Origin of the sequence: Actinomadura sp. CNU-125, assembly GCF_001942465.1 — a bacterium.
Lineage (GTDB): Bacteria > Actinomycetota > Actinomycetes > Streptosporangiales > Streptosporangiaceae > Spirillospora.
This window is the reverse complement of sequence record NZ_MKJY01000576.1, coordinates 1-15138: the sequence shown is the minus strand read 5'-3', so window position 1 is coordinate 15138 and position 15138 is coordinate 1. Positions and strand designations below refer to the sequence as shown.

The window sequence follows — 15138 nt, the reverse complement described above, 5'->3', positions numbered from 1 at the left end:
CCGGCACGGGGATGCCGCGAAATGCTGGCGGACGTGCCCGCGAGCAGGCAAGATCGTCTCCGCTGGGCGCCGACGAGCCGGGAGACATCGCCGTGGACATCTTCTACAGCCCCTTCGACTTCGAAATCCAGGACGACCCTTACCCGGTGTACGCGAGTTTGCGCGAAGAGTCGCCGGTCTACCGGAATGACAAGGACGATTTCTGGGCCCTGTCGCGGCACGCGGACGTCATTGCGGCGCTGAAGGACACGGACCGTTTCTCTAGCGTCAACGGGTTGCGGCTGGAGCCCGCTTTCTGGGGGCCGGAGGCCGAGAAGTTCTTCTCGTTCGTCGCGATGGACCCGCCGCGCCACACCCGGATGCGCGGCCTGGTGTCGCGGGCGTTCACGGCGCGGCGCGTCCGGGAGCTGGAGCCGCGCATCCGGGAGATCGCCCGGGAGTGCGTGCGGCCGCATCTCGACGGCGACGCGTTCGACATGATGACCGACGTCGCGGCGCGGTTCCCGACGGACGTGATCTCCGAGCTGGTCGGCGTCCCGGAGGCCGACCGGGACATGGTCCGCGACCTCGGCATGGCGATCATGTACCGGGCCGAGGAGGGCGACGACCTGCCGCCGGAGGCGCTGCAGGCGATCGGCGCGCTCGTCGGGTACTACACCGAGCTGACGATCGAGCGGGGCCGGGAGCGCCGGGACGATCTGCTGTCGGGGCTGATCGATGCGTCCGAGGGCACCGACCGGCTCACCCCCGAGGAGATCGTCGGGGTGCTGATCCTGCTGGTCGGGGCGGGCATCGAGACGACGATGCTGCTGCTCGGCAACGCGTGGAACGCGGCGTGGCGGCACCCGGACGCGCGCGCGGCGGCGTTCGGCGGGCGGATCCCCGACTGGATCGAGGAGACGCTGCGCTGGGACCCGCCGACGCAGGCGATCGCCCGCACCACGACCGCGGACGTCGACCTGCACGGCACGACGATCCCGGCGGACGCGCGGATCCTGCTGCTCACCGGGAGCGCGAACCGCGACCCCCGGGTGTTCGCCGATCCCGACCGGTTCGACCTCGACCGCGACACGTCGGCGACGCTGGCGTTCGGCAACGGGCGGCACCACTGCCTGGGCGCGAACCTCGGACGGCTGGAGGCCCGGATCGCCTTCGAGGAGATCACCGGCCTCGTCGCCGACTACGAGATCGACGAGGCGAACGCCAGGCGCGTCCGCTCGTCCAACGACCGGGGCTTCGAGTCCCTGCCGTCCCGCATCACGCGCCGCCGCTGACACGGCCGGGGGGCGCAGAGCGATCATGGAACGCCGCTGCGTCAGGAGTTCTTACGGGCCGCGAACGTAACGATCTTCGTTCTCCCAGGTGGGCCCGGCGGTCATTACCTTCGGCGGCATGTCACAGATGAAGATCCGCCGCCGGGCGGGCCTGGGAGCCGCGGCCTCCGCGCTCCTGCTGCCCGCCGCCTTCGCCGCCGCCCCGTCCGCCGCCGCCGACACGGGCCCGCAGGTCGCCTCGACCAGCGTCTCGCCCGCCGTGATCACGGCGGGCGGGCAGGCGCTGCAGACCGTCCGGCTGACCGCGCCCGCGCCCGCGGGCGGGCTCGGCGTCGAGGTGCTCAGCGTCGGGTTCGCCGACGGCAACTACCGGTACTCCACCGACGGCGGGCACGTCAGCGTCCCCGAAGGCCAGACCAGTGTCACGTTCCCGATCCGGCTGGAGGCGTACGGGGACGAGACCGTCGTCCCGCTGGTCGCGCGCCGCGACGGCGTCTCCGCCGGGACGGCGGTGACGGTGCGGCCGCTCGACTGGCGCGAGCAGACGGTGACGGACGTCGATCTCGACGTCCCCGGGGACGCCAAGGCGGTCGTCGCGGGCACGAAGGTCACCGGTTCGGTGGAGCTGGCGGCCCCGGCCGGGGTCGGCGGGACGTCGGTGGACCTGCGCGTCGCGCACGTGTCCGGTCTCCCCGGCAGCCCCACGCCGAAGATCCCGCGTTACACGGTCGTCCCCGCCGGCAGCACCCGCGGCACCTTCACGATGGAGTACCCGGCCGTGCCGGTCAGCGGCATCGGCATCACCGACGTCGCGGCCGACCTCGGCCACTCGGCCATGCGGGTCGCGCCGCTGCTGGTGCCGAAGCAGTACACGGTCGGCGTCGTCCGCGAGCTGCGCGCGGGCGCGGAACAACCTCGGGGCCGTGGGCCTGGGCGACCGCTGGCACCCCTTCGGCGCGGTCATCGAGCTGACCAGCGACACCCCGGGCGTGACGGTGCCGGCGAAGATCGAGATCCCGGCCGACGAGGTGGGCGAGAACTTCCCCATCACCGTGGACGACTCGGTCCCGGCGGGCACGAAGGTGCGGATCTCCGCGAAGTGGGTCCTGTCCACCGCCGGGACGGTCACCACCGAAGCGGTCGTCGCCGGATAGCGGGCACGGTCCGGAACGCGAGCTTTCACTCCCGCGGGGGCGGGTAGGCAGAGTGCGTCCCCCTTCACGAGGAGCGATTCTGTGGCGTTGCGGATCGAGGACTACGGGCTGCTGGGCGACCTGGAGACGGCCGCGCTCGTCGGCAGGGACGGGTCGATCGACTGGCTGTGCCTGCCGCGCTTCGACTCGCCCGCGTGCTTCGCCGCCCTGCTGGGCGACGAGCACGCGGGCTTCTGGCGGATCGCGCCCGCCGCGGGCGGGCTGTGCACGCGGCGCCGGTACCGGGGCGACTCGCTGATCCTGGAGACCGAGTGGGAGACCCCCGAGGGCACGATCCGGCTGATCGACGCGATGCCGCGGCGCGGCGAGGCGGCGGACGTCGTCCGGATCGTCGAGGGCGTCAGCGGGCGCGTCCCGGTGCACATGGCGCTGCGGCTGCGGTTCGACTACGGGCGGATCGTCCCGTGGGTGCGGCACCGGGACGGGCAGCTCAACGCGATCGCGGGGCCGGACGCGGCGTGGCTGGAGACGCCCGTGGAACTGGTGGGCCGCGACGAGACGACCTACGCCGACTTCGCGGTGTCGGCGGGCGAGCGGGTGCCGTTCGTCCTGACCTACCGGCCGTCGCACGAGCCGCGCCCGCACGCGGTGGACCCCGAGCGGGCGCTGGCCGACACCGAGGCGTTCTGGGCCGACTGGATCGGGGACTTCGATTACGCGGGGCGCTGGCCGGACGCCGTCCGGCGGTCGCTGATCACGTTGAAGGCGCTGACGTACCACCCGACGGGCGGGATCGTCGCGGCGGCGACGACGTCGCTGCCCGAGCAGCTCGGCGGGTCCCGCAACTGGGACTACCGGTTCTGCTGGCTGCGGGACGCGACGTTCACGCTGCAGGCCCTCCTCGGCACGGGGTTCGTCACGGAGGCGAAGGCGTGGCGGGAGTGGCTGCTGCGGGCCGTCGCGGGCGAACCCGCCGACCTGCAGATCATGTACGGGATCGACGGGACGCGGCGGCTCCCCGAGTACGAGCTCGACTGGCTCGGCGGGTACGAGGGCGCGGCGCCGGTGCGGATCGGGAACGCGGCGTCCGGCCAGTTCCAGCTGGACGTGTGGGGCGAGGTCCTCGACGGGCTGCACCTCGCGCGGGAGGCGCGGATCGAGGCGGAGGAGACCGCGTGGGACGTCCAGCGAGCCCTGCTCGACTTCCTGGAGGGCCACTGGGACGACCCGGACGACAGCCTGTGGGAGGTCCGCGGGGATCCGCGGCACTTCGTCCACTCGAAGGTGCTGGCGTGGGCGGGCGTCGACCGGGGCGTGCGGGCGGTGGAGCGGTACGGGATGGACGGGCCCGCCGACCGGTGGAAGGCGCTGCGGGACCGCATCCACCGGGACGTCTGCGAGAACGGCTACGACTCCAGGCGCAACACGTTCACGCAGTTCTACGGGTCGGACGGGCTGGACGCGGCGACGCTGCTGATCCCGCAGGTCGGGTTCCTGCCGTGGGGCGATCCCCGGGTCGTCGGGACGGTCGAGGCGGTCGAGCGGGACCTGTACCGGGACGGGTTCGTCCTGCGCTACGACACGAGCGGGGGCGTCGACGGGCTGCCGGGGCACGAGGGCGCGTTCCTGGCCTGCACGTTCTGGTTCGCGGACGCGCTGCACGGCATCGGCCGCCGCGACGACGCGGTGGAGCTGTTCGAGCGGCTCCTCGACCTGCGCAACGACGTCGGGCTGCTCAGCGAGGAGTACGACACGGTGGCCGGACGGCAGGTGGGGAACACCCCGCAGGCGTACTCGCACGTCGGGCTGGTGAACACCGCCCGGCATCTCAGCGGGACGCCGGCCGCGGCGCGCCCGCGAACGTCATAGAGGAGGCGACATGCGCGCGTTGACCGTACTGCCGGGGCAGCAGGGTTCGCTGGCCGTCACGGACGTCCCCGATCCGGAGCCGGGCCCGGACGAGCTGCTCGTCGAGGGACTGGCCGTGGGGGTGTGCGGCACCGACCGGGAGATCGCGGACGGCGAGTACGGGTGGGCTCCCCCGGGACGCGACCGGCTGGTCATCGGGCACGAGTCGCTCGGCCGGGTGGTGCGCGCGCCGTCCGGCGGCGGCTTCTCCCCCGGCGACCTGGTGGTGGGCGTGGTGCGGCGGCCCGACCCGGAACCGTGCGGGGCGTGCGCGCACGGCGAGTTCGACATGTGCCGCAACGGCCGCTACACCGAGCGCGGCATCAAGGAGATCGACGGGTACGCGAGCGAGCTGTGGACGGTCGAGACCGGGTACGCGGTGACGCTCGACCCGCGCCTCGCGGACGTCGGCCTGCTGATGGAACCGGCGACCGTGGTCGCGAAGGCGTGGGAGCAGGTCGAGAAGGTCGGGTCGCGCGCCTGGTTCGAGCCGCGCACGGCGCTGGTGACCGGCGCGGGCTCGATCGGGCTGCTCGCCGCGCTGCTGGGCGTGCAGCGGGGCCTGGACGTCCATGTCCTCGACCGGGTCACCGGCGGCCCGAAGCCGGGCCTGGTCGCCGACCTCGGCGCGACGTACCACCACGACGGCCTCGACGCGGCGGTGCGGGCGGCGAAGCCGGACGTGGTGATCGAGGCGACGGGCGTCGGCGAGCTGGTGTTCGGCGCGATCGGGTCCACCGCCGCCTACGGCATCGTGTGCCTGACCGGGGTGTCGCCCGCGGGCCGGAACCTCACCGTGGACGCGGGCACGCTGAACCGCGACATCGTCCTGGAGAACGACGCGATCGTCGGCTCGGTCAACGCGAACCGGAACCACTACGCGGCCGCGGCGGACGCCCTGGCGAAGGCCGACCTGTCCTGGCTCGGCCGCCTGGTCACCCGCCGCGTCCCGCTGGACGGCTTCGCCGACGCGTTCGACTCCCGTCCCGAGGACGTCAAGGTCGCCGTCACCCTCGGTTCGTAGCGTCCGGCCCGGCGGCGAGCACCTCGGCGTACATCGACAGGCCCTTCGCGACGGCGTTGCGCTGGATCTCCGACGTGCCGGTCAGGACGCGGAACATCCGGACCTTCCGGAACAGGTACTCGACCTCCGACCCCTGGGTGAGGCCCTCCTTGCCGTGGATCTGGACGGCCTCGTCGAGGATCCGGAACGCGGTCTCGGCGACGTACAGCTTGCACATGAACGCTTCGAGGCGGGGCCGGACGCCCGCGTCGAGCGCGGCGATCGCCCCGTACGTCATCGAGCGGGCCGCGTAGTACTCGGTGGCCATGTCGGCGAGCTTGTGCTGGATGGCCTGCAGCTTCAGCAGCGGCTCCCCGTGGACGGTCCGGGTCCGCGCCCGCACGAGCGACAGCTCGATCGCGCGGCGGGCCATGCCGAGCAGCGTCGGGCAGTGCAGGAGCCGGTTGACGGTGACGCGGCCGAGGCCGATGCGCATGCCGTCGCCCTCGGCGCCGATGAGGTTCGCGGCGGGGACGAAGCAGTCGTCCAGGACGACGTCGGCCTCGATGTGCTCGCCCGACATCGGGGTGGCGCCCTCCTCGACGCGGCGGCCGGGGCCGTCGAGGTCGACGAAGAACGCGGAGTAGGAGTTCTCCGTGCCGTCCATGCGGGCGATGACGATCGCGAAGTCGGCGAACGGCCCGGCGGTGCTGAACACCTTGTGGCCGGTGAGCCGGTAGCCGTCGCCGTCGCGGACGGCGGTGGTGCGCATCGCGCGGACGTCCGAGCCGGCGTCGGCCTCGGTCAGCGAGAAGCAGCAGGCCCGCTCGCCGCGCGCGACCGGCAGCAGGTACTCCTCGATCTGCCGTTCGGTGGCGTGCCGGAAGATGTCGCCCGCGCGCAGCGGGCCGCCCATCTCGCCGAGGACGCTGTGCCCGAGCGTCCGGCCGCCCGCCGCGACCTCCTCCTTGAGCGCGGCGAGCCACGTGTGCGAGATGCCCCGGCCGCCGTACTCCTCCGGCAGGTGGATCCCGTAGAAGCCGAGTTCGCGGCTGCGGCGCCAGACCGGTTCGAGGACCTCGCGGGTGAGCCGGGTCGTGCGGTCGATGCCGTGCTCGCGCTCGTAGTCGGCGAGTTCACCGGCGAGGTGGCCGCGCAGGGACGCGACGAGCGCGTGCAGCTCCGGGTCTCCTCGTAGGACGGGCGCAGGGTGAAGGTCGAGAAGCTCACGGCGTCCTCTCAGTTGACGCGCCGGTCGACGCCGGCCCAGAACGGTTCGCGGACGGCCTTGCGATCGACCTTGCCGTTGCGGTTGGTCGGCAGCCCGGCGACGAAGTCGACCGAGCGCGGTTTCTTGTAGCGGTCGAGGCGGGCGGCGCAGAACTCGATCAGCTCGTCGGCGGCGACGCCCGCCCCCTCGGCGCGGACGACGACGGCCTTCACGGCCTCGCCCCACCGCTCGTCCGGGACGCCGATCACGCAGACCTCGCGGACCGCCGGATGCTCGTAGAGGGCCGACTCGACCTCGGTGCAGTAGATGTTGAACCCACCGGAGATGATCATGTCCTTTTTGCGGTCGACGATGAACAGGTAGCCGTCCTCGCGCATCCACGCCAGGTCGCCGGTGTGCACCCAGCCGTCCCGGAACGTCTCCGCCGACAGCTCGGGCTCGCGCCAGTACTCGCGGACGCAGTCCTCGCCCCGCACGACCATCTCGCCGATCTCGCGCGGCGGCAGCTCGCGGCCCGCGTCGTCCACGACGCGGATCTCGCTGTCGTAGGCGGCGCGGCCGCAGGACGCGAGCAGCTCGGGGTCGTTCGCGACGGCCTCGGCGAGCGCGGCGCTGCCCAGCCCGGCCACCACGCTCGTCGTCTCGCCGAGCCCGTAGCCCTGCGCGACGATCGGGCCGAACGTCTCCACCGCCTGCCGGAGCCGCTGCGGCGACACCGGCGCGCCGCCGATCCGCAGGCTCGTCAGGCTGGACAGGTCGCGGCCCTCGATCCCCGGGTGGGCCAGCAGCATGTTGAGCATGGCGGGGACGATGAACGTCGCGGTGATCCGCTCCCGCTCGACCGTGTCGAGGAAGACGTCGACGTCCCACGCGGGCAGGATGTGCGCGGTGGCGCCGCCGAACACGCCCGCGAGCAGGCCCATCCCGGGCGCGTGCGTGATCGGCCCGCACGCCAGGTAGCGGACGCCGGGGCGGGAGCGGGAGTCGTCGCTCATCATCTGCTTGCGCATGTTCGCGCGGCGGTTGCCGAACGTCTGCGTCGCGGCCTTCAGCTTGCCCGTCGAACCGGACGTGAAGTGCAGCGTGCAGGGGTCGTCGGCGGAGACGTCGACGGCGACCGGTTCCGGCGTCCCCTCGTCCAGCAGCTCGGCGTAGGTGAGCGGGCGCGCCTCCCCGCCCAGGTTCGCGGGGTCGAACACGACGGGCTCGCACCCGTCGCGGACGGCCGCGAGCGCGTCGTCCGCGTGGGCGGCGTCGAACAGCAGGAGCTTCGCGCCCGCGTAGCCGAGGACGTGCTCGATCTCCCCGCGGCCGAGGCGCGCGTTCACCGGAGCCCGCAGCAGCCCGGCCTTGTAGAGGGCGAACTCGGCCACGACCAGTTCGCCCCGGTTCCAGGCGAGGGACGCGACGGCGTCGCCGGGCCGCAGGCCGCGGGCGAGCAGCGCCGACGCGAGCCGGTTCGCCTCGTCCTCCAGCCCCCGGAACGTCCACACGCGCTCGCCGCAGACGACCGCCCGTTCGTCCGGCCAGTACCGCGCGGCGCGCTCAGGTAGGTCCCCAGATTCATCCGCACACTCCATACCGTTCGACCAATAGCAGACAGAGTGTTCAGAAACGTAAATCTTGTCAAGACCTCTCTACACTTGGACGCCCGGCGAGACGAAGGACGACGATGGCTGAGGACAGGCGGACACGGCGGACGCGCAAGGCGCTGCGCGACGCCCTGGTGGGACTCGTGCTGGAGCGCGGCTACGCGTCGATCACCGTCGAGGACGTCACCGAGCGCGCCGACATCGCCCGCGCGACCTTCTACAGCCACTGCCGCGACAAGGACGACCTGTTCACCCGGCTCACCAAGGACCTGCTGGACGAACTGGGCGCGCGGCAGCGGCCGCTGATCGCGGAGAACGCGGTGGGCTTCACCGGGAAGCCCGTCCTCGAACTGCTGCGGCACGCGGAGCTGGAGCGCGACCTCTACCGGATCATCCTGCGGGGCGAGGGCGACGGGAAGCCGCTGCGGATGTTCGTCGAGTCGTGCGTCCGGGTGACCGCCGACGAGTTCCGCAGCCGGTCCGAGCGCAACGGCGTCGAACCGCGCCTCGACCCCGGGCTGCTCGCCCGGGCCTGGGTGGGCGAGCAGACGGCCGTCCTGCAGTGGTGGCTGGAGATCGACGACCCCCGCCCGCCGGCCGAGGAGGTCGCCCGGATGCTGCTCGATCTGGCCGTCCACGGCCGGTACTGGGCCAGCGGATTCGACCTGCCCGCCTGACCCGGCGACCCGTACCGGCACGGACCTCCGCGCCCCCGGCCGCGACCGGCCGGGGGCGTTCGCGTGCGCCGACCCCTTGAGGACGCGGGAAATGTGACGTAGATTGCCCGACACTTTGAACGTAACTGAACTCTTTGTTCAGGAACGGGTGTCTGGAGACGTGATGACCCCATGACCGCCGACGAAATCCTGTCCCTGGTCCTGCTGCTCGCGGTGTTCGCACTGGCGATCTGGCGGGACGTCAACGTCGGGCTCGTCGCACTGCCCGCCGGGCTGCTGCTCGCCAAGATCACCGGCGTGCCGGGCGAGCAGGCGCTCGCCGCCTTCCCCGTCCAGATCGTCGTGCTGATCATCGGCGTGATGTACCTGTTCGGCCACGCCCAGCGCAGCGGCGCCATCGACCGGCTCGTGCACCTGGTGATCCGCGCGTCCGGCGGCCGCGACTGGATGCTGCCGTGGTCGATGTTCCTGACCGGCGCGGTGCTCAGCGCGATCGGCACGCTGCCGAGCGCGACCGTCGCGATCGTCCTGCCCATCGCCATGCGGCTGGCCCGCAACCGCGGCATGGACCCGGTCATCATGGCGGTCGTCGCCTGCGCGGGCGCCGGCGTGGGCGGCTTCTCGCCGCTGTCGCCGTGGGGCGCCATCGTCCGGCAGCTCGCCGAGAAGCAGGGCGCGGACTTCTCCCCCACCGGCCTCTTCCTCGGCCTCGCCGCGATCAAGACCTGCACCGCGATCCTCACGTACCTCCTGCTGAAGAAGGTCATTCGCCGAGGCAAACCCACCCCCGCACCGGCCCTCGCAACCGCAGACGCCGGAACCACCCCCGCCCCCGCGACCGCCCTCGCATCGGCAGAAGCCGGAGGCGCCGAAGACGCCGCCTCGACCGCAGAAGCCGGACGCGCCGCGCGACCGCAGAAGCCGGACGCGCCCGCGCGACGGGCAGACGCCGGAGGCGCCCCCGCGACCGCAGACGCCGGAACCACCCCCGGGGACGGCGCTTCGGACGCCGCATCTGCGGGAGCCGGGCGTCCCCCCGCCCGGCCCGAGGAACGAGGGCCGGGCGCGTCCTCCCCATTGCGCGGTTACGAACTCGGGTCGATGGTGGGGATCGGCGCCTTCCTCGTCATGGTGCTCGCGCTCGGGACGAACCCGCTGTTCGCGTCGCTCCTCGTGGGGCTCGTCCTGCACCTGGTGTTCAAGCCCGACACCCGGCGGGTCATCGGGGACCTGCCGTGGGGCGTCGTCGTCCTGACCGCCGGAGTGCTGGTGTACGTGGGGGTGCTGGAGCGGGTCGGGACGCTCGACGCGCTCGCCGGGCACCTCGGCGGGATCGACGCCGCGCTGCTGACCGTGCTGGCGATCGCGTACCTGGCGGCGCTGTTCGCGACCGTGGAGTCGTCGACGGTCGCGGTGCTCGGCGTGATCGTCCCGCTCACCGCGACGGCGCTGCCGCACCAGTCGTCCGCCGGGTTCACCGCGCTGCTCATCGCGATCTGCGGGGTGATCGGCGCGGTCGGGATCAGCCCGATGCACCTCGGCGGCGGGCTCGTCCTCGCGAACACGAGCGAGGAGGAGAACCCGCGGGTGTTCCGGTGGCTGCTCGGCATCTCGCTCGCCGCGGCGGCCGTCCTGCCGCTGCTGTTGCTGCTGGTCCCGCTGGGCGTCGGGGTGTGACGGTCAGTCGTCCGGCAGCAGCCGGGTGAGCAGCCGCGAGACGGCGACGGCGCCGAGCATCGCCTCGCCGCGGCGCTCGCACACCGCGACCATCGGGCTGCGGGCCTGGTCCATGACGCTGGCGATCTCCATGACGGTCGCGTCGGCGTCGACGACCGGCAGCGGGAGCCGGTCGTCGCGGAGCAGGTCGGCGACGGTCCGCTCGGCGAGCCGCGCGCACAGCCGGTCGGCGTGGCCCTCGTCGTAGACGCGGGCGAGGTTGGGGTCGTCCCGGACGTACCGCGGGATCAGCAGGCGCAGCAGCCGCGAGCCCGGCAGGACGGCCACGGGACGGCCCCGCGCGTCGGCGACGAGCAGCGCGGGGAGCCCGTGCCGGGCGAGCAGCCGGGCGGCGTCCAGGGCGCTGTCGTCCGGCGTGACGGTCGGGTACTCGACGGCGAGATCGCGTGCGCGCACGTCTCGAACGTACCGCGCGTCCGCGCCCGTCGGGGGACCCCGCCCATGGAAAAGGCGCACGGATGCCGTTAAGGTCTGCTCCGGTGTGCCGGGAAGTCTGGTCGGCGTGGTATCCGCTATACCTGAAAGTCCCGGTCATGACGAATCTGCTGCTGTCCTTCGCCGTCCTGCTCCTGGCGGCGGTGCTGCTGTCGAGCCTGGCGAACCGCACCGTCCTGTCGACGGCGGTGCTGTTCCTGCTCGGCGGGTTCCTGCTCGGCGACGGCGTCCTCGATGTGATCCCGCTGCGACCGGACGACGGGATCGTGGAGAACCTCGCCGAGCTGGCGCTGTTCGCGGTGCTGTTCACCGACGGGATGCACGCGGGCTGGCGGGACCTGCGCAGCGCGTGGCGGCTGCCCGGCCGGGCGCTCGGCTGGGGCCTGCCGCTGACGCTGCTGATCACGGCCGTCCTCGCGCACTACGTGGTGGGCCTCGGCTGGATCGAGTCGCTGCTGATCGCGGCGGTGCTGACCCCGACCGACCCGGTGTTCGCGGCGGCGCTCGTCGGCAACGACAAGGTGCCGCCCCGGCTGCGGCACCTGCTGAACGTCGAGTCGGGCGTGAACGACGGGCTCGTCCTGCCGTTCGTGCTGATCTTCCTGGCGGTGGCCGAGGGCGCGGACGACCTGCACCTCGGCGCGCTCGCGTCCGAACTGCTCGTCGGGATCGTCATCGGCGTCGCGGTGCCGTGGGCGGCGCTGAAGCTGGAGAGCACGCGCTGGTTCGCGGTGTCCCCCAAGTACGCGCCGCTGAACGCGGTCGCGATCGGGCTGCTCGTCCTCGCCCTCGGCCAGGCCACGCACGGGAACCTGTTCCTGGCCGCGTTCGCGGCGGGCGTCACGGTCGCGACCGTCGGCGAGGAGTTCCGGGAGGCGTTCGAGGAGTTCGGCGAACTGGTCGCCGAACTGCTGAAGCTCGCGGCGCTGCTGGTGTTCGGCGCGCTGCTGTCGCCGACGTTCTTCGGGGACGTCGGCTGGACGGGCTGGGTGTTCGCCGTGCTGGCCCTCGTCGTCGCGCGGCCCGCCGCGATCTGGGTGTCGTTCCTCGGCTCCCGGCTGACCGCGCGCGAGCAGGGCGCGGTGATGTGGTTCGGCCCGAAGGGCTTCGCGTCGGTCGTGTACGGGCTGATCGTGCTCGAATCGCAGATCGCCGATGCCGACGAGATCTTCCACCTGGTCGCGGTGACGATCGTGCTGTCGATCGTCGCGCACTCGTCCACCGACATCGTCGTGGCGCGCGGCTTCGACGACGAACGGGAAGTACCGGCCTGGTTCCGCAAGGACGACCGGGGCGGGGACGCCGAGGAGTCGCCCGGCCCGCGCGGGGAACGCCCCGGATGATCGGCCCGTGCCCAGGCAGCCCCGGCTGACCTCGTAGAACCATCCGCACCCGCACCCGATCGGAGCCGCCTTGGCCGCCGCAGCAATCGCGATCTTCGTCGTCGCGTACGTCCTGATCGCCTCGGAGAAGATCCACCGCACCGCCGTCGCGCTCGGCGGCGCCGGGCTGATGCTGCTGCTGCACATCGCCGACGCCGAATCGGCGTTCTTCTCCGAAGAGACCGGAATCGACTGGAACGTCATCTTCCTGCTGCTCGGCATGATGGTGATCGTCTCGGTGCTGCGGCAGACGGGCGTGTTCGAGTTCGTCGCGATCTGGGCGGCGAAACGGGCGCGCGGGAAGCCGTACCGGCTGATGGTGATGCTCGTGCTCATCACCGCGTTCGCGTCCGCGCTGCTGGACAACGTGACCACCGTGCTGCTGATCGCGCCCGTGACGTTCCTGGTGTGCGAGCGGCTCGGGCTGAAGGTCGTCCCGTATCTGATCGCCGAGGTCATGGCGTCCAACATCGGCGGCACCGCCACGCTGGTCGGCGACCCGCCCAACATCATCATCGCCAGCCGCGCCGGGCTGTCGTTCAACGACTTCCTGGTCCATCTGGCGCCGCTGGTGCTGGTGCTGATCGCCGTGTTCTGCCTGCTGTGCCGGGTGCTGTTCCGCTCCGCGTTCCAGTACGACCCGGAGCGGGCGAAGGAGGTCATGTCGCTGAACGAGCGGGAGGCGATCACCGACCGGCGGCTGCTGTGGCAGGGCCTCGCCGTCCTCGGGGTCGTGGTCGTCGCGTTCGTCCTGCACCCGGTGCTGCACTACGAGCCGTCCGTGGTGGCGCTGCTCGGCGCGGGCCTGCTCGTCGCCGCCACCAAGGTGACGACCGAGGACGCGCTGCGCGAGGTGGAGTGGCCGACGCTGGTGTTCTTCGCGGGCCTGTTCGTGATGGTCGGCGGGCTCGTCGAGACGGGCGTCATCGGCGAGGTGTCGAGTTTCGCCGCCGAGCAGACCGAGGGACGGCTCGGGCTCGCCTCGATGGTGCTGCTGTGGGGTTCGGCGGTCATCTCGGCGATCGTCGACAACATCCCGTACGTCGCCACGATGAGCCCGATCGTCGCCGACCTCGTCCAGGGGTATCCGGGCGACGAGGGGCAGGTGCTGTGGTGGGCGCTCGCGCTCGGCGCCGACCTCGGCGGCAACGCCACCGCGATCGGTGCCAGCGCGAACGTGGTCGTGCTCGGGATCGCCGCCCGCAACGGCGCGCCGATCAGCTTCTGGCACTTCACCAAGTACGGCATCGTCGCCACGGTCGCGATGATCGCCCTGGCGACCCCGTACCTGTGGCTCCGCTACCTCTGACGGACGTCAGCCGCGGTGGGCGACCCGGTCGCGCAGCCGGTCGGCGGCGGCCATCACGGGCCCGGCCGCCTTCAGGACGCCCGGTTTGGGCGGCGTGCGCGGATGCGGACGGGTCGGTGCCCGCTTCTCGCCCTCGGCGATCTTGCGGCCCAGCTCGTCGGCGCGCTCCTTGCTGAGAAGATCGTGCAGCTCGGGCCACACCATGTTCTCCTCGAAGAAGATGTGCTCGCGCGCGTCCACGATGAACGTGCGCAGCAGCTCCTCGAAGCGTTCGTCGCGCGGGTCCATGCCCATGAGGTCGTTGAGGACGAACTTCGCGGACTTCTCCTGCTCGACGGCGTGGTCGGCGAGCCGGTCGCCGCCGAGCGCCAGCTCCCGCACCACCGGCCAGAAGAACTCCTCCTCGACGGCTTCGTGCTTGGACTCGTCGATGATCAGCCGCTCGACCGTCTTGCGGCGCCGTTCGAGCGCGTCCGGTTCCGTCCGTCCGGCCCCGGCTTCCAGCTCGTCGAAAACCTCCTGCACGTGATCGTGGTCGCGGCCGAGTACCTCGAAGACGTTGGCCATGGATCCCTCCTCTCGATGGCGGACACCCGGCCCCTGCCCCGTGGGCGCGCCGCAAACGTCCGCCCCCACGGGACGTACGTCAAGAGTGATTAACCCGCTTCGTCGGGTATCGCCCCCAGTGAAGGCGATCAGAGAGGAGCAGGACGATGCCCATGACAACCGGCCGAGGCCGTGTGAAGAAGGAGGAGCTGCCCGACACGATCAAGCGCTCGGACGCCAAGGCGCAGCGCACCTTCGCGAAGGCGCACGACTCCGCCGTCGACGAGTACGGCGAAGGCCGCCGGGCCCACCAGGTCGCCTACGCGGCGCTGAAGCACACGCACGAGAAGGTCGGCGACCGCTGGGAGCCGAAGTCCGGCGGCAAGGGGCCGTCCGACCGGCAGGCGGAAGGCGGCCGGAACACCTCCCGCGAGACCGCCGGCGGCGTGGACGCGAACGCGTCGAAGACGCACCTCTACGACGTCGCCAAGCGCTCGACATCTCCGGCCGCTCGAACATGAGCAAGAACGAGCTGGTCGAGGCCATCGAGAAGGCCAACCGGAGCCGGACGCGCAAGGCCCGAGCCTGACGGGTCACAGCCGGCGCCGGACCTGGTCGCGCACCGGACGCGCGAGGTTCCGCAGGATCGTCTCGGTGCGGCTCCCCCCGGAGCCCCGCAGGAGGTCGGCGACGACCGCGGGCGGCACGTAACCGAGCGCCGCGCACAGCGGCCGCACCGGCATCGCGCCGACCACCCGGGACGCCGCGGCGGCGGGCAGCGCCGCGATGATCCCCGCGGCGGCGCGCGGCTCGGCGCGGGCGAGGATCCGCGCCGACTCGTCCGGCGGCATCGCGCTCAGGACGGCCACGGCCGCGGGCGTGTCGAGGCC

13 protein-coding genes and 1 pseudogene are annotated in these 15138 nt (G+C 72.3%); 9 read left to right on the top strand and 5 right to left on the bottom strand.

The window, feature by feature from the left end; translation table 11 throughout:
* The first annotated feature begins 11 nt into the window (after positions 1-11).
* From BJF79_RS44730 to BJF79_RS44705, 4 genes are all read left to right on the top strand, one after another.
* The gene (locus tag BJF79_RS44730) at positions 12-1274 is read left to right on the top strand and encodes a cytochrome P450 (protein WP_262403493.1); all 1263 of its coding nucleotides are present in this window, start codon (positions 12-14) and stop codon (positions 1272-1274) included.
* 118 nt (positions 1275-1392) lie between these two features.
* Complete coding sequence (locus tag BJF79_RS56730; RefSeq protein WP_158079494.1) at positions 1393-2475, top strand: hypothetical protein; 1083 nt, start codon at positions 1393-1395, stop codon at positions 2473-2475.
* A 34-nt stretch (positions 2476-2509) separates the two neighbouring features.
* Positions 2510-4297: a glycoside hydrolase family 15 protein gene (locus BJF79_RS44710; RefSeq protein ID WP_075906704.1), complete on the top strand. Its 1788-nt coding sequence runs from the start codon at positions 2510-2512 to the stop codon at positions 4295-4297.
* A gap of 10 nt (positions 4298-4307) precedes the next feature.
* Complete coding sequence (locus BJF79_RS44705) at positions 4308-5360, top strand: glucose 1-dehydrogenase (protein ID WP_075906703.1); 1053 nt, start codon at positions 4308-4310, stop codon at positions 5358-5360.
* Here the strand turns inward: BJF79_RS44705 and BJF79_RS44700 are convergent.
* Together BJF79_RS44700 and BJF79_RS44695 are read right to left on the bottom strand one after the other, a co-directional pair.
* On the bottom strand, positions 5344-6498 hold the full coding sequence (locus BJF79_RS44700; RefSeq protein ID WP_262403500.1) for an acyl-CoA dehydrogenase family protein: 1155 nt from the start codon (positions 6496-6498) through the stop codon (positions 5344-5346). The genes BJF79_RS44705 and BJF79_RS44700 overlap by 17 nt on opposite strands.
* A gap of 80 nt (positions 6499-6578) precedes the next feature.
* Positions 6579-8150: an AMP-binding protein gene (locus tag BJF79_RS44695; protein WP_262403492.1), complete on the bottom strand. Its 1572-nt coding sequence runs from the start codon at positions 8148-8150 to the stop codon at positions 6579-6581.
* 92 nt (positions 8151-8242) lie between these two features.
* Here BJF79_RS44695 and BJF79_RS44690 point away from each other — a divergent pair, with 92 nt between their 5' ends.
* Positions 8243-8839, top strand: coding sequence for a TetR/AcrR family transcriptional regulator (locus BJF79_RS44690; protein WP_075906702.1), 597 nt, complete (start codon positions 8243-8245; stop codon positions 8837-8839).
* A 171-nt stretch (positions 8840-9010) separates the two neighbouring features.
* The gene (locus BJF79_RS44685) at positions 9011-10516 is read left to right on the top strand and encodes an SLC13 family permease (protein WP_075906701.1); all 1506 of its coding nucleotides are present in this window, start codon (positions 9011-9013) and stop codon (positions 10514-10516) included.
* Positions 10517-10519: 3 nt separating this feature from the next.
* Here the strand turns inward: BJF79_RS44685 and BJF79_RS44680 are convergent, their stop codons facing one another.
* Positions 10520-10972 (bottom strand): CBS domain-containing protein, encoded by a 453-nt coding sequence (locus BJF79_RS44680; protein WP_075906699.1) that lies wholly within the window; start codon positions 10970-10972, stop codon positions 10520-10522.
* A gap of 137 nt (positions 10973-11109) precedes the next feature.
* Between BJF79_RS44680 and BJF79_RS44675 the strand changes: the two genes are divergently transcribed.
* Positions 11110-12354 (top strand): cation:proton antiporter, encoded by a 1245-nt coding sequence (locus BJF79_RS44675; RefSeq protein ID WP_083734710.1) that lies wholly within the window; start codon positions 11110-11112, stop codon positions 12352-12354.
* Positions 12355-12424: 70 nt separating this feature from the next.
* Entirely contained in the window at positions 12425-13702 is a 1278-nt protein-coding gene (locus tag BJF79_RS44670) for an ArsB/NhaD family transporter (protein ID WP_262403491.1), read from the top strand.
* 6 nt (positions 13703-13708) lie between these two features.
* Here BJF79_RS44670 and BJF79_RS44665 read toward each other — a convergent pair whose 3' ends face one another.
* The gene (locus BJF79_RS44665) at positions 13709-14269 is read right to left on the bottom strand and encodes a hemerythrin domain-containing protein (protein WP_075906695.1); all 561 of its coding nucleotides are present in this window, start codon (positions 14267-14269) and stop codon (positions 13709-13711) included.
* Between the two features lie 146 nt (positions 14270-14415).
* Here BJF79_RS44665 and BJF79_RS44660 point away from each other — a divergent pair.
* Positions 14416-14837: pseudogene (locus BJF79_RS44660) on the top strand (ChaB family protein).
* A gap of 4 nt (positions 14838-14841) precedes the next feature.
* On the opposite strand, the gene BJF79_RS44655 reads toward BJF79_RS44660, so the two are convergent.
* The coding region (locus BJF79_RS44655; protein WP_262403490.1) for a magnesium transporter MgtE N-terminal domain-containing protein at positions 14842-15138 on the bottom strand (297 nt) is incomplete at its 5' end.